Raw genomic sequence first — 14,236 nt, 5'->3', positions numbered from 1 at the left:
TCTCAATCAAGTATTTTTGTGCGGTATGAATTTGTTAACCTAGAGAAGGCAATAGCCCTACTGAAATAAGGACTTGAACCGCAATGATAAACACGCCAACGCTACCTGCTAAAAACAGCGCTTTGCTTCCACCTAACACTTGGTACGTCGCTTCTGGAGCTTGAGGTTTAACTGAGAAGTCAGTGTAACGGACCTTGTATACCATGACTGTCGGCAAAAGAATCGCGAGTACTGAAAGTGCAATGGCTGCATAGCCTAATGCCATTATGAAACCTTGTGGGTAGAACAGGGCAAAACCTAATGGCGGTAAGAAAGTGATAGCGGCCGTTTTAACACGTTTAGCACTGCCTAGTTTCTTGCTTAACGAATCGCCCATGAATTCAAATAAGCCCAAGCTCACGCCAATAAAAGAAGTCAGCAGTGCAAGATCCGCGAATACACCGACGATGACGCTTAAGTTTGATTGATGAACGGTTTGCGATAGTGATACTAAAAGTGCCCCCAAGCTTGTATCGGACAACAATTGTTCTTGGCTAACCACACCCAAAGTAACACTCTGCCAGAAAACGTAGATAACTAATGGTAGGGCAGAGCCTGCAATCATAACCTTACGTAAAGAACGAACATCGCCGTCTAGGTATCGAACAATAGATGGGATACTGCCGTGGAAGCCAAAAGAAGTAAATACAACAGGAATCGCTGCAACAATCAAACCTTGCTGTAAAGGCATGCTTAATAGGTACTGAGATGTAATGTTTGGTGCTAGGAAGCTGAGTACTAGTACCATTGCAATGAGTTTGAGTCCGAATAAAACACGGTTAACTTTATCAACACTGTGAGTACCAATCGTAACAACGCCGGCAACTAATAGGGTAAATAGTAGTGTGGTGATTTGACCATTGAGTTCGATACCCGCGATATCCGAAATACGTTGGTTAAACTGCGCACCACCGCCCGCGATGTATGCAGCGCATAGCGCGTAAAATAGGAACATAACAGCGAAGCTCGCAATCCATTTACCTTTTGTTCCTAAAATGGTGTGAGCTAAAGTGTGTAGGGTTGCGTCAGATTCTGCAAATTGGTGAAGCTCTACCATTAATAGAGCCGTAAAGGCCATTAATGCCCATAAACCAAGCATCAAGAAAAGTGAGGTTGAAAAGCCAATACCTGCAGAAGCAAGTGGAAGGGCGAGCATGCCAGCACCGATGGTTGTGCCTGCAATGATCAAAGTACTACCAAAAACCTTTGATTTATTCATTGTATATAATTCTTTACGTTAGGGTGTGTTTTGATTGTAATTCTTCTAGCTTAAACGCATAAACCCAAAGAATATCTCGATTTTGAAGTATTCTGATTGAGTTTAATTCCAAATGCAATGCCTAATGTAATTAAAAATATCCACTGTAAATTTATTATTACACCGAGGGGTGTAACAGCATTGAACTGACCAAAGCAAACGTTTGACCATGATCGGCTTCAAAATTTGTAGAGTAATTTGTTGTACTTGGTGTAAGGTGGCAGTACATATGTCGTTCGCGTATACCCCTTTAGCGTAAAAAGCGCTAATGATCGCGAGTAGCTTCAAGCTATGAATATGGAATGGGTAGAGTAGAGTGCTTTCATCAAAGTGACATAATATAAGTCCAAGATGGTGCACTAGTTAATCGGACATCATGTCCACACTAAGGAATAGAGGGGGCACTATGAGTGACCAATCTTACAATGACGAAAGTCTTGAGTTGTTAGATGCTATGGAAATTGGCATCGATTTATCTGACTATGAACAGACGATTAAACAATTAGCAGAAGAACTTTTTAAGTCTTCAAACTAGGCGTTACCTGAACTAAAGGTTTCTGTAGTTCAACGTTCTCAAATTAAACAATTCTTAAACTGAGCAAATCTCATTCGCTCACACGTCATAACAAAACTATCCTCATTAAAGTTCGCGAAGATAAACGAGTACGTTTACCATGTTACTTAGTTCTCGATACTTTAATGAGGTTCAATGAACTTTCTCGCACACCTTCACATCGCCAAGCACTGTAACAGCAACTTAGCAGGTAACCTGTTGGGTGATTTTGTTAAAGGCGACCCCAATAAACAGTATTCGGATTCACTTTCTGACGGCATTAGGCTTCATCGATTTGTTGATAGCTATACTGATCGTCATGATGTATCTCGTTCTGCTAAATCGCTGTTCTCAGACCAAACACGACGCTTTGCGCCTATCGCACTCGATGTATTTTGGGATCACTGCTTAGCCAATCATTGGGCTCAGTTCTCGCAGCAGACATTAGAGCGTTTTTGTTTAGATAGCCATCAACAGATCTTTGAACATCAAGAGCTGCACTGGCCTGAGAATTTCATTACGATGCATCAAAAAATGGCAGAACAACGTTGGTTGGAAAGCTATCAAGACATGTCATCTATAGAGGTGGTATTGCAAAGAATGGCACTGAGAAGGCCTAAGCTCGGTATGCTCGAAGTATGTTACGATGACCTCGAGCGTCACTATGATACGTTGCAGTGTCACTTTGTTGAGCTTTATCCCAACGTTTTAGAAGAAGCAAAGCAGTTTAATGCGCTTCAAATGAAGAAAAATCAAAAGGAAAGGTAAACAGCGTAATGCAGGTTTGCTACAATCCGCGCCTATTTAATCTTTGAGCATCATACTATGTCTGAATCTACTAAATCTTTTAACCAACTAGGATTGTCTGAGCACCTTCTTGCTACGCTATCAGAGCTTAACTTTACGGCTCCAACCAGTGTTCAAGAACAAGCGATTCCATTGGTATTAGAAGGCAAAGACGTACTGGCTGGTGCTCAAACGGGTACGGGTAAAACGGCTGCGTTTGGTTTACCGATTATCCAAAGATTAATCGAAACAAAAGACAACGTTATTCCGAACTCTAAGCTCGTTCGCGCGCTTGTGTTAGTACCAACACGTGAACTCGCACAGCAGGTGTTTGACAACCTCACTAGCTACGCGAAGGGCACTGAAATTAAAGTGGTTGTAGCGTACGGCGGCGTTAGCATGAAGGTTCAAACGGATAACCTACGCGGGGGTGCAGATATTCTTGTTGCTACACCTGGTCGTCTTATCGATCACATGTTCACTAGGAACATCATGTTGAGCCATACGGAAGTACTGGTGCTAGACGAAGCAGACCGTATGTTGGATATGGGGTTCATGCCTGACATCAAACGTATCCTTTCTCGTATGAATGAAGTGCGTCAAACGCTGTTCTTCTCTGCAACGTTTGATAACAAAATCAAAGCGATTGCACATCGTATGATGCAGAAGCCAAGTGAAATTCAAGTTACGCCAAAAAACAGCACCGCTGAAACCGTAACACAGATGGTTTATCCGGTTGATAAATCGCGTAAGAGTGAACTTCTGGCTTACTTGATCGGTTCAAAGAACTGGCAACAAGTGCTGGTATTCACTAAAACTAAGCAGGGTACCGATGCGCTAGTAAAAGAGCTTAAACTAGACGGCATTAAAGCGGCATCAATCAATGGCGATAAGAGTCAAGGTGCGCGCCAAAAAGCATTGGATGATTTCAAATCGGGCAAAGTGCGAGCGTTGATTGCAACGGATGTAGCAGCGCGTGGTATCGATATTCAGCAACTAGAACAAGTTGTGAACTACGATATGCCATTTAAAGCAGAAGACTACGTTCACCGTATTGGTCGTACAGGTCGTGCCGGTAACAGCGGTTTGGCAATTTCATTGATGAGCCAAGACGAAGCCTACCTATTGGGTGACATTGAGCGACTACTGGATACACGCTTGCCTCAAGAGTGGTTAGATGGCTTTGAACCAAGCCTTGAAAAAGACCTTGCACCTGATCGCAGTGGCCGTAGCAAGAGTCGTTCATCGGAAAAACGTAAGATGAAAGCAAAGCTTAAGATTCATCAAAACCGTGGTAAAGCGAAAGCACGTCGCTAATTCTTTTGGTGGTTGATGCTTATCGCTTTATTGACGTGAAGGCATCAATCTAATCCGATATAAAAATGCCCCATTACTGTCATTCAGTAATGGGGCATTTTCGTATTAAGCATTGAATTTGAAGCAGCGTCTTTAGTGTTTACTTTGCTCGTGTTCGCATTTCCACACGCAAGGTACTTCATAAACTAGCTCTTCAATCGAACTTGGATTCAATACCCATTCATCACTGATATTGAACGTATTGATCATTTGCTTGTTGAACAGTTGCCAATGTTTTAACAACGCTTCCTCCGGTGTCGATTGCATGTCACCTTCATTCCATGTGCTTTCCATGAAAGGGGTTAGGCATACCGCTCCGTGTGCATACATAATCATTTGCCATTTAATTTCATAAATGTTGATCAAGTTATCTGGGTTCGCATCATTATATTCTTCTGCCAACATATTGATTTCTTTTTCGACATCACCAACATTGTCGATAAAGTAATCGACCAAGTTGTCTTTTTGGCGCACAGAGTCAGTGATAAGTTGCATTGGCTTACGTGAATGAATCATGTTGCTAAAGAGGCGCATGCTAAATAGATAAATAGTAATACTCGGCGCAACACCTTTTGGTAGCTCTTCCATAATTTTAGCAATGTAAGACTGAAAATATTCGTGTAAACAATCGCTTATGGAGTGCCAGATCTTTTCTTTGCTACCAAAGTGATGGCGAATAAGGCTATGCGAGACGCCGGCTTTTTCACTGATGTTTCGCAGTGAAACGCTATCATAACCATGCTCACAGAACATTTCCGCAGCAACACTCATGATCAAAAATCGAGTCTCTTCAGCGTCTTTTGCGCTTCTTCTACCTTGTTTCTTTTCTGTCATCTTCATTTCACACATTTACCTGATTACCACATTCTACACTGTTTTTACTGAAATAAAAAATACTGCACAGGTGGAAAGTAAAGCTTGAGAATTATTAAATATTAAATATACTGCCCATCTGTGTAATAAATCATAATAATTAGATGGAGAAGCATCATGCAATCCAAGTTGTCTATTCAAGCCAAGACGGGTAAGCAGATAGGACTGGCGTTTGCTGCACTATTACTCGCAGGCTCTTTGACCGGATGTAATAAGGTTCAGTCAGAAGAAACGGTTCAAGTTGTTAAGCCAGTCAAGCTGTTTGAGATCCCTCAGCAGACGGATATCGAGCTTGATAGCTTTATCGCAAAAGTGGATGCGACCGACCGTGCCGCACTTTCATTCCAAGTGGGTGGAGATATTGAAACGTTCTCTGTTCGTATGGGACAAGAGGTGAAGAAAGGCCAAGTACTCGCTGTGCTAGATGCAACGGACTATCGTATTGCGGTTGATGCAGCCCAAGCAAAATTTGATCTGGCGAACAGCCAATACAAGCAAGCGTCTGAGCTGTACTCGAAGAAGCTTGTAAGCACGGATTACTACGACCAAGCCGTAAACACCTTTACTGCCGCTGAAGTTGAGTTGGACCAAGCACAAACAAACCTTGGTTACACCACATTAGTTGCTCCATTCGATGGCGTGGTATCGATGGTGTTTGGTAAGCAATATCAGTTAATCGCTGAAAAACAGCCTGTACTTAATATTTTGAATCACAGCGAGATGGATGTGACTTTCTCTATCCCTGTATCAAAGCTTGAAGACCGTTCTATCCAAGACCTAACTAGCTCATACATGTGGGTTGTGATGGATAGCCACCGCGGCATTCGTATCCCAACGCGTTTTAAAGAGATCTCAACGCAACCAGACGAAGACACGAACAGCTACCAAGCGGTTGTGTCTATCGAGAAACCTGAAGGTATTAATCTGCTTTCTGGTATGACGGCACAAGTTGAAGTTCAGAAAAATAAGTTGGACTACGGTATTGGCATTGTTGATTCAGCTTGGCTAAGCAAAGAAGCAGATCACGGTGAACTGTGGCGCTACAACCCAGAGTCTCAATTGATTTCTAAAGTACAAGTCACCCTTGATGGTCAAGGCAAGGTTATTGAAGGCTTGTCTTCTGGCGACTTAATCGTAGAAGCGGGTGTCGATGTGTTATCTGATGGGCAACAAGTAAAAGCTTGGTTACGTGAGGGCGGTATTTAATGAACCTTTCCAAATTATCAGTTGTGGTTGTATCTGCGTTATTGCTTCAAGCCTGTAACAATGAAACCGACCACCGTGAGCAACCTTCACTTTTGGTTTCAACCTTTGAAGTGGGTGCGCCACTGACTGACCAATTCAGAAGCTTTAATGGACAGGTGATGCCTGCAGAACTCACACCATTGGCATTTAAGCTTGCTGGTGAGATTCAACAAGTATTGGTTGAAGCTGGTGACAACGTAGAAAAAGGCCAGCTACTGGCGACCTTAGACAACGCGACATACCTGCAAGATCTGACAGACGCTAAATCTCAATTCAAATTAGCGAGTAAGCAACTGGCGCGTGGTTCTGAGATGTTTGACAGCAAGATGTTGTCGCAATCGGAACACGATCAACTGACCGCTAACTATAAACTGGCATCGGCTAATTTGGCTGCGGCAAAGCGTAAGCTGAGTTACACAGAGCTTTTAGCACCATTTTCTGGCACGGTTTCAACCGTCGATAAGCAACGTTTCGAAAACACCATTCCGGGCGAAACGTTACTCAGTGTGTACCAGAACGACAAGGTGTATGTGCGAATTCAAGTATCAGATTCGATCTTAGCGTCTATCAGCCCAGACATGCGTTCGAACAGCTATCGACCTGACGCAACCTTTGGCGGCCACTCTGGAAAATACCCTCTGACGTATCTAGAGCACACCAGTGAACTGCACCCGCAATCTCGCACTTACGAGTTTTGGATGCAGATGCAACAACTTGAAAGTGAAATTTTACCGGGTACCAGCGTTACGGTAAATGTCGATATGGCGAAAGCGGGCCTGAGTGATGTTCAAGGTTACCAGTTGCCCATGACGACGCTACAAGCGGGCGCTGAAGCGAACCAGTTTTACGTGTGGAAAATGGAAGACGGCCAAGCTTTCAAAAGCGAAGTGGAAGTCGACAAGATCAGCGGCCAAGGTGCACTTATCGCGCATGGCGTTGAACAAGGTGAACTACTCGTAAACTCGAATCTAAGAAAACTCCGTGACGGAATCCAATTGTCAGGAAAAGCAGAATGAACATCGCAGAATATTCAATAAAAAACAAAGTAATCAGCTGGCTGTTTCTAGTCATTTTGGCCATTGGCGGTGTGACGTCTTTTGGTAATCTATCCCGTTTAGAAGACCCAGCTTTTACCATTAAAGATGCAATGATTATTTCAACTTACCCTGGCGCTACGTCAATGGAAGTTGAGGAGGAACTGACTTATCCCCTTGAGAAAGAAATAAGACAGCTTCCTTATATCGACAAGATCACTTCGACCTCGTCGAATGGCATGTCTCAAATTATGGTCAGCATGAAGATGGACTACGGTCCAGACGAGCTACCACAAATCTGGGATGAAATGCGCCGTAAGATCAACGATCTACAGCCAACACTACCAAGTGGTGTTAACTCCGTTCAGATCATTGATGATTTTGGTGACGTATTTGGTGTGATGATCATGCTGACTGGTGACGGCTACGATTATGTCGAGCTAAAACAGTACGCAGATTACCTAACACGTGAAATCGAATTGGTCGATGGTGTCGGCAAAGTAAGTATTGCGGGTGACCAACAAGAGCAATTGTTTGTTGAGATGTCGCTTGAGCGTTTAGCAGCGCTGAACTTAGATATGTCGATGGTAACGTCACTGTTAGCACAACAAAACAGTGTGGTATCGGCAGGTGAGGTAATGTTGAATGGCCAAAGCCTAACGATCAAACCTAACGGTACGCTGAGCACAGTTGAAGAGCTAGAAAACCTAATCATTCATGGCCGTGATACGGGCAACCTGATTCGTTTGAAAGATGTTGCTGAGGTCACTCGCGGTATTCAAGAAAAACCGGGTAATGTATTAACGTACAACGGTAAACCAGCAATCAACCTAGGTATTGCGTTCTCTTCAGGCGTAAACGTCGTCGAAATTGGTAACGCATTAGATGCCGAACTGGATCGTTTAGAAAGCATTAAGCCTGCCGGTGTAGAGCTGAACTACTTCTACAACCAAGCGCAAGAAGTAGACAAATCAGTGGCTGACTTCCTAATCAGCCTAGTAGAAGCCGTTGCTATTGTTATCATCGTACTGCTTTTTGCAATGGGCTTACGCAGTGGTTTGATTATTGGTTTAGTACTGCTACTGACCGTATTCGGTACGTTCATTCTTATGGACTACAACGATGTCGAACTGCACCGTATCTCACTGGGTGCTTTGATCATCGCGCTCGGCATGCTAGTGGACAACGCGATTGTTGTCGTTGAAGGTATTCTAGTTGGCTTGAAGAAAGGAAAGACTAAGCTTCAAGCAGCAAAAGACATCGTGACACAAACGCAATGGCCACTATTGGGTGCGACCATTATTGCTATTACCGCTTTTGCACCTATCGGCTTGTCGAAAGACGCAACGGGCGAGTTCATGGGCTCATTGTTCTGGGTACTGTGTTTCTCGTTATTCTTGAGTTGGGTTACGGCGCTAACGCTGACGCCATTCCTTGCTGAAATGCTGCTTAAAGAAGAAGATAAAGTCGATGAGAACGAAGATCCATACAAAGGTATTCTGTTCGTTGTATTCGGTGCGTCTCTGAAATTTGCATTGCGTTTTAGATGGCTAACTGTGGTTAGCATGATCGTATTGCTCGCCGTGTCTGTTGTTGGTTTTGGTAAGGTGAAGCAACAGTTCTTCCCGCCATCAAATACTCCGATGTTTTACGTAGACATGTGGATGCCAGAAGGTACGGATGTACGTGAAACGATCAAGCAGACTGAAAGGGTTGAGAGCTACATTCGTCAAGAAGACGACGTAGAGTTTGTAACCACAACGGTTGGGCAGGGCATGCAACGTTTCGCGCTGACATACCAACCAGAGAAAAGCTACGAAGCGTACAGCCAGTTACAAGTAAGAACCACTGACCGTGACACCATGTTTAAGGTTCTAGCTGAGTTGGATAAAGACTTAGCGAACGAATTTGAGCAACCAACGTTCCAGTTCAAACTGATTGAATTTGGACCGTCACCGGCTTCAAAGATTGAAGCGCGTATTATCGGTGCTGATCCTCAAGTATTGCGTAGCATTGCCGTTGAAGTCGAAGACGTATTACTTGCCGATCCAGGCTCACGAAATGTTCGTCACGACTGGCGTGAACGCACTAAAGAGTTAGTGCCGCTGTTTAACGAATCAAAGGCACGTCGCCTTGGCATATCAAAAACTGATTTGTCTGAGACGTTACAAATGGCGTTTGGCGGTTACAACATCGGCTTACTGCGTGATGGAACTCATATGTTACCTATCGTTGCGCGCTTGCCTGAAGAAGAGCGTTTTGACTTTGAATCACTAAACAATGTGAAAATTTGGAGCCCATCACTACAAACTTACATTCCGGTTGAGCAAGTGATTGATGGTGTCGAGCTTCAATGGTCTGAACCTCTGATTCAACGTCGTGATAGAAAGCGTACGTTAACCGTGCTGGCTGACCACGATGTATTGGGTGATGAAACGCCAGCGAGCTTGTTTGCTCGTGTTAAACCAAAGATAGAAGCATTGGATCTACCAGAAGGCTACAGCATCAGTTGGGGCGGCGAATACGAAAGCTCTAAAGATGCACAAGAGTCTCTATTTGGTTCACTGCCAATGGGTTACTTGTTGATGTTTATCATCACTATGCTTCTATTTAATTCGCTTCGTAAGCCACTTGTGATTTGGTTTACGGTACCACTTTCTATCATTGGTGTTTCGATTGGTCTGCTAGGGACTAATATGCCATTCAGCTTCACGGCATTCCTAGGTCTACTGAGCTTAAGCGGCATGATCTTGAAAAACGGTATCGTACTGCTTGACCAGATCAACACTGAACTCTCAACAGGTAAAGACCCATACTTAGCGGTTGTCGACAGTGCGATTAGTCGTGTACGACCGGTATCTATGGCAGCATTGACGACTATCTTGGGTATGATTCCCTTGGTATTCGATGCATTTTTCGGCTCGATGGCGATTACCATCATGGCAGGCTTAGGCTTTGCTACAGTACTAACGCTAATAGTAGTACCAGTGATGTTCGCTATTCTATATAGAATCAAACCGTCCACTGCGGGTTATTAGGGAATGATATAAAACAGATTCTTTTAAGCCAGCCCAGTCAATTTTGACTGGGCTTTTTTATGCGCGTGATTTTACGCAACATCGATTTAAGTAAACATCTGCATGCAGAGAAAACGATGTGAAAACCGCTACACGAACAAAGAACTTCGTTAATAAAGGAATGTGTTCAGTAACAGGTATTAAAAAGCCGCTAACCAGTGGCTAGCGGCTTTAAGAAGAGTAAGGGCGGTTTTAGATTGCTAAACGGATATCCAACTCAATCGGTTTAGGCATCGCTAGATGGTAGCCTTGGTACATGTCAAAGCCCAAGCTTTGCATTGCCGTGAGTTGATGCTCTGTTTCAATGCCTTCGATGACAGTCTTAGCGCCGATTTGCTTCGAGAGTTCTAGAACTAATTCCATTTCTCGTGTGTCACCTTGCTCAAAATCTAACATCACTGAGCGATCGATCTTAATGATATGAGGATTGATGTGGCGGACGCGTTGTTCTGTTGATGCTTGTGTTCCGAAATCGTCGACCGCGATTTGAAAACCATTCTCCGCAAGAGAGAGGGCTGCATCTTTCAAGCGCTCTTCACTTTCGGCATTCAGTTCGACCAATTCCATCACGATCTGCTCACATGAAAGGTTCAACTCATGAAGACGTTTTGCCAGAAGGCTGTCACTGACCTTTTCTGCAGCAAATAACTCACCAACGTTTGGAAGAACATTCAAAAACAAGTCTAAATGGCGGATATTCGATTGTGCGAAGTTACGGATATGGATAGCGCGACTCAGCCTTTCTACATTGATCTTGTCAGTGCATAAGGTATCGTCGGAATGGAAGAAGTGATCAGGACGAACAACATCCCCTTTGCTATTCGAAATACGCACCAAAGCTTCAACGCCTATCTGAGTCATTGAACTGTCAAATATAGGTTGATAGACACTTCTAAGTGTTAAGTCTTGATATTTCGCAATAAACTGCATATCGGCATCCACAGATATACAGCTAATAAATTCACTTCTGTCTGATAAAATCATAGTCGCTAATAAAGGTGTTTATTTAATGACGAAAATATACGTCATGGCTGTCACAATATTGACAGGTGTAAGTAAATTGTCAATTAATAAAAAATCATATGTAGGGTCAATAATTAAATAAAGATAATTAACGAAAAATCAGCATGATAAATGACATTAGTCATTAAATTTACTTATCATTCGCTGTGTTTGATAGTTGCTGTGAATTTAATGGCTAAGTAACGTCTCTCATATTAACCTCAGCCAATATAAGGCTATAACGCTGATACACCAGCGAAAAGTAGGGTTAAAGGCTTAGATTGTGGGGGAATGTCAAAGTTACAAAATGGAGGGACTAAGAGAGTTACACAGAAATGATATCTATCTCTCAAAATCGAGACGACGAGTACAACAACTATTAATAATTAAAACAGAAGGTTCGAATAATTAATGAACAGGGAATGAGTTTTCTTTTATAAAATATTGGGATGAAGGTCTAACAATTTACTTTAAATATTGAATGAAAAAGTTGACCCGTATTATCACTGCCATTGAAGTACCGCATAAAGTTGCAGGTATTTACGAACCAATTGTTGATTTACTGACCGTTTGAGTGGGTGGCCGAATTTAATAAAGCAAGGGCTGATTCTGAAATTGTTATTTAAATCGGAAGCGAATTGAGAATCACTCTCCCTTAGAGTGATGCCTTGCTGGCTGTATTCCGTTATCTCGTCTGGGAGTTCTCCCATCCACCAATGTAACAACTCACTACTGTTTTTACTTCGGCTTATCCAATGGTCGGAGACAATGATCAAAACGTCATTGGGCTGAATTGCGAATCCATACTCTTGCTGCCAGTTATGAATGTCTAACATCAACTTTTTACGACACGTTTTTCCCGCGCTCACCATATGATGGCTAATCATCCAAACGGTACCGATTTCAGAAGAGATTCGGAAGTGTCTAGGGTTTTCACCAGAAGAGAGCATTTCGAGTGGGCTGATGTTGCTTGCATGGTTAAAGTTAACAAAGGTGTGTTCCATTCGTCGGGCAAAGGCTTTACCGATGTGATGCTCACTGATCCCTTGGTTGTGCACCGTAGGATAATGACGCTCACAGAGTTTTAGACAATCGTCTTGAAACTGATTGACGCTTTTAATCACGAGATCTAATAACAATGAAGTCCCTTATACACAGTTACTATCTTATTGATGGGCAATAGTACGGTAATTAATGTGTCATTACCTATTGCCAAAGTGCGAGTTCTTGATCCCTCTATCAAAATTAGCGATTGCGGAGCGATTTTATGGATAGCACTGGCACTTCGCGGGTCTGTATTCTAAATTATGAGGAATTCTAATCAGTTAGAAAGACTATCTTTAGCTGCAAAGTTACAAGTGAGCTAGCTAGATTATAGTTTAGTCAGCTGTTCACGATGGATTTATTTACTCTTTACTTGGAAACATTCATGACAATTCAACTAGATTCGAAGCAAAAGTCTGAGCTCACCCATACTCTACAAAAATACCTGCAAGATGAACTCGATGTGGAGCTTGGCCAGTTCGACACAGAATTCTTGGTCGACTTCATAAGTAAAAAGTTTGGGGCGGTTTATTACAACAAAGGGATAGAAGACGCTCAAAAAGTGATGGAGCGTAAAATGTTAGATATCTCAGATGAGCTTTACGAGATCGAACAAATCGTTGAAATCTAACGCTTAGCCCAAACTTGTTCAAATAATTTGAATAACTCGTTTAATTTGAAATGATGTTACCAATGTAAAGCTTGGTAAATAATATGTTACACAAACTTGGTGTAGGGTACGCTTTTCAAAACTACACTACTCGTTAACATTCGGAAGAGATGCATGGACAACAACGTTAGAAATTACAACCCTTTAGCAAGAGCGATGCATTGGATCTCAGCACTCGCGATTTTTGGCTTATTTGGTGTAGGCCTGTGGATGGTTGATCTTTCATATTACAGCGAGTGGTATAAAACAGCACCAGATTATCACCGTTCGGTAGGCATTCTTTTGGCTGCCGTTACCGTTATTCGCTTGCTTTGGAAACTAGTTACCGCGTCACCTAAGGTGGAAGGGAAAAGCTATGAAGTTGCAGCAGCGAAGATCGCTCACGGCTTCATGTACATCAACTTAGCGGTTTTATTTATTTCAGGTTATTTGATTTCAACATCAGATGGCCGCGGGATCGAGGTATTCAATTGGTTCACTGTACCAAGTATGGGCGAACTGTTTGCAAACCAATCTGATCTCGCAGGTACGGTTCACTACTATGCTGCATGGGTACTGATCATTATGGCATCAGTGCACGCCTTAGCGGCGATAAAACACCACGTTATCGACAAAGACGATACGCTACGAAAAATGATAGGAGCTTCAAAATGAAAAAGTCAATTATCGCTACAGGATTAGCATTTGCTATGGCAATGCCTTTCGCTGCGAACGCCGCTGATTACGTGATTGATACAAAAGGTGCGCATGCTTCAGTTAACTTTAAAGTTAGCCACCTAGGTTACAGCTTTATCCAAGGTCGTTTTAACACATTCTCTGGTGATTTCTCGTATGACGCAAACAACGTTGAAGCATCAAAAGTAAACGTTGTTGTTGATACAACGAGTCTAGACTCTAACCATGCTGAGCGTGACAAGCACATCCGTAGCTCTGACTTCATTGATGCAGGTAAATTCTCAGACGCTACTTTTAACAGCACGAAAGTGGTTGATAAAGGCGATGGCAAACTTGAAGTAATGGGTGACCTTAAACTTCACGGCGTAACTAAGCCTATCGTTATCGAAGCTGAATTCATCGGCGCTGGTCAAGACCCATGGGGCGGTGAGCGTGCTGGTTTCGTTGGTACAACTCGTCTAGAACTTGCTGACTTCAACATTCCAGTAATGGGCGCTTCAAGCTACGTAGACATGGATCTACACGTTGAAGGTGTAAAGAAGTAATCTAGCTATTGATGATTGCTGCAGGTATCAATCTTTTATGTAGCACCAAAAGTTGAATCGATACCTAGAAAGCAACAGT

The 14,236-nt window shown here is 42.8% G+C and carries 13 protein-coding genes; 9 read left to right on the top strand and 4 right to left on the bottom strand.

The genetic code is table 11. The features are described 5' to 3' along the window. Positions 1–34: 34 nt before the first annotated feature. Positions 35–1,258: an aromatic amino acid transport family protein gene (locus AB8613_RS22710; protein ID WP_146491617.1), complete on the bottom strand. Its 1,224-nt coding sequence runs from the start codon at positions 1,256–1,258 to the stop codon at positions 35–37. Between the two features lie 445 nt (positions 1,259–1,703). On the opposite strand from AB8613_RS22710, the gene AB8613_RS22705 reads away from it, so the two are divergent. The 3 genes from AB8613_RS22705 to AB8613_RS22695 all read left to right on the top strand — a co-directional run bounded on the left by AB8613_RS22705 (position 1,704) and on the right by AB8613_RS22695 (position 3,953). Continuing rightward, the gene (locus AB8613_RS22705; protein ID WP_372385092.1) at positions 1,704–1,832 is read left to right on the top strand and encodes a hypothetical protein; all 129 of its coding nucleotides are present in this window, start codon (positions 1,704–1,706) and stop codon (positions 1,830–1,832) included. A 174-nt stretch (positions 1,833–2,006) separates the two neighbouring features. Further along, the gene (locus AB8613_RS22700) at positions 2,007–2,618 is read left to right on the top strand and encodes an ACP phosphodiesterase (RefSeq protein ID WP_372385091.1); all 612 of its coding nucleotides are present in this window, start codon (positions 2,007–2,009) and stop codon (positions 2,616–2,618) included. Positions 2,619–2,675: 57 nt separating this feature from the next. Then, positions 2,676–3,953 (top strand): DEAD/DEAH box helicase, encoded by a 1,278-nt coding sequence (locus AB8613_RS22695; protein WP_372385090.1) that lies wholly within the window; start codon positions 2,676–2,678, stop codon positions 3,951–3,953. A gap of 132 nt (positions 3,954–4,085) precedes the next feature. Here AB8613_RS22695 and AB8613_RS22690 read toward each other — a convergent pair whose 3' ends face one another. Further along, positions 4,086–4,832 carry a TetR/AcrR family transcriptional regulator gene (locus AB8613_RS22690; RefSeq protein ID WP_146491614.1) on the bottom strand — a complete coding sequence of 249 codons (747 nt, stop codon included), beginning with the start codon at positions 4,830–4,832 and terminating at the stop codon, positions 4,086–4,088. A gap of 150 nt (positions 4,833–4,982) precedes the next feature. Between AB8613_RS22690 and AB8613_RS22685 the strand changes: the two genes are divergently transcribed. From AB8613_RS22685 to AB8613_RS22675, 3 genes are read left to right on the top strand one after another with little or no spacing between them, the layout of a single operon-like run. After that, positions 4,983–6,071, top strand: a complete 1,089-nt coding sequence (locus AB8613_RS22685) for an efflux RND transporter periplasmic adaptor subunit (RefSeq protein ID WP_372385089.1) — start codon at positions 4,983–4,985, stop codon at positions 6,069–6,071. Continuing rightward, on the top strand, positions 6,071–7,126 hold the full coding sequence (locus AB8613_RS22680; protein WP_372385088.1) for an efflux RND transporter periplasmic adaptor subunit: 1,056 nt from the start codon (positions 6,071–6,073) through the stop codon (positions 7,124–7,126). The genes AB8613_RS22685 and AB8613_RS22680 overlap by 1 nt, the downstream gene beginning before the upstream one ends. Beyond that, positions 7,123–10,182 carry an efflux RND transporter permease subunit gene (locus AB8613_RS22675; protein WP_372385087.1) on the top strand — a complete coding sequence of 1,020 codons (3,060 nt, stop codon included), beginning with the start codon at positions 7,123–7,125 and terminating at the stop codon, positions 10,180–10,182. Before AB8613_RS22680 ends, AB8613_RS22675 begins: the two co-directional genes overlap by 4 nt. Before the next feature lie 231 nt (positions 10,183–10,413). On the opposite strand, the gene AB8613_RS22670 is transcribed toward AB8613_RS22675, so the two are convergent. Next, positions 10,414–11,151, bottom strand: coding sequence for an EAL domain-containing protein (locus tag AB8613_RS22670; RefSeq protein WP_146491610.1), 738 nt, complete (start codon positions 11,149–11,151; stop codon positions 10,414–10,416). Positions 11,152–11,726: 575 nt separating this feature from the next. Continuing rightward, positions 11,727–12,362 carry a hypothetical protein gene (locus tag AB8613_RS22665; protein WP_372385086.1) on the bottom strand — a complete coding sequence of 212 codons (636 nt, stop codon included), beginning with the start codon at positions 12,360–12,362 and terminating at the stop codon, positions 11,727–11,729. A gap of 290 nt (positions 12,363–12,652) precedes the next feature. Here AB8613_RS22665 and AB8613_RS22660 point away from each other — a divergent pair, with 290 nt between their 5' ends. The 3 genes from AB8613_RS22660 to AB8613_RS22650 all read left to right on the top strand — a co-directional run bounded on the left by AB8613_RS22660 (position 12,653) and on the right by AB8613_RS22650 (position 14,157). Further along, a complete protein-coding gene (locus AB8613_RS22660; RefSeq protein WP_017059821.1) occupies positions 12,653–12,898 on the top strand; it encodes a DUF2164 domain-containing protein in 246 nt (81 codons plus the stop codon). Positions 12,899–13,051: 153 nt separating this feature from the next. Next, positions 13,052–13,591 (top strand): cytochrome b, encoded by a 540-nt coding sequence (locus AB8613_RS22655; RefSeq protein WP_048660207.1) that lies wholly within the window; start codon positions 13,052–13,054, stop codon positions 13,589–13,591. Next, positions 13,588–14,157 carry a YceI family protein gene (locus AB8613_RS22650; protein WP_128164231.1) on the top strand — a complete coding sequence of 190 codons (570 nt, stop codon included), beginning with the start codon at positions 13,588–13,590 and terminating at the stop codon, positions 14,155–14,157. Before AB8613_RS22655 ends, AB8613_RS22650 begins: the two co-directional genes overlap by 4 nt. Positions 14,158–14,236 lie beyond the last annotated feature (79 nt).

Origin of the sequence: Vibrio sp. BS-M-Sm-2 (assembly GCF_041504345.1) — a bacterium.
GTDB classification, from domain to species: Bacteria; Pseudomonadota; Gammaproteobacteria; order Enterobacterales; family Vibrionaceae; genus Vibrio; species Vibrio satsumensis.
The sequence above is the reverse complement of the archived record's forward strand: the minus strand, read 5'-3'. Positions and strand labels throughout refer to the sequence as shown.

What these genes read in the sequence shown, in the direction of transcription:
- AB8613_RS22710 (WP_146491617.1), bottom strand. Translation starts at nt 1,258, where the DNA reads ATGAATAAATCAAAGGTTTTTGGTAGTACTTTGATCATTGCAGGCACA.
- AB8613_RS22705 (WP_372385092.1), top strand. Translation starts at nt 1,704, where the DNA reads ATGAGTGACCAATCTTACAATGACGAAAGTCTTGAGTTGTTAGATGCT.
- AB8613_RS22700 (WP_372385091.1), top strand. Translation starts at nt 2,007, where the DNA reads ATGAACTTTCTCGCACACCTTCACATCGCCAAGCACTGTAACAGCAAC.
- AB8613_RS22695 (WP_372385090.1), top strand. Translation starts at nt 2,676, where the DNA reads ATGTCTGAATCTACTAAATCTTTTAACCAACTAGGATTGTCTGAGCAC.
- AB8613_RS22690 (WP_146491614.1), bottom strand. Translation starts at nt 4,832, where the DNA reads ATGAAGATGACAGAAAAGAAACAAGGTAGAAGAAGCGCAAAAGACGCT.
- AB8613_RS22685 (WP_372385089.1), top strand. Translation starts at nt 4,983, where the DNA reads ATGCAATCCAAGTTGTCTATTCAAGCCAAGACGGGTAAGCAGATAGGA.
- AB8613_RS22680 (WP_372385088.1), top strand. Translation starts at nt 6,071, where the DNA reads ATGAACCTTTCCAAATTATCAGTTGTGGTTGTATCTGCGTTATTGCTT.
- AB8613_RS22675 (WP_372385087.1), top strand. Translation starts at nt 7,123, where the DNA reads ATGAACATCGCAGAATATTCAATAAAAAACAAAGTAATCAGCTGGCTG.
- AB8613_RS22670 (WP_146491610.1), bottom strand. Translation starts at nt 11,151, where the DNA reads ATGCAGTTTATTGCGAAATATCAAGACTTAACACTTAGAAGTGTCTAT.
- AB8613_RS22660 (WP_017059821.1), top strand. Translation starts at nt 12,653, where the DNA reads ATGACAATTCAACTAGATTCGAAGCAAAAGTCTGAGCTCACCCATACT.
- AB8613_RS22655 (WP_048660207.1), top strand. Translation starts at nt 13,052, where the DNA reads ATGGACAACAACGTTAGAAATTACAACCCTTTAGCAAGAGCGATGCAT.
- AB8613_RS22650 (WP_128164231.1), top strand. Translation starts at nt 13,588, where the DNA reads ATGAAAAAGTCAATTATCGCTACAGGATTAGCATTTGCTATGGCAATG.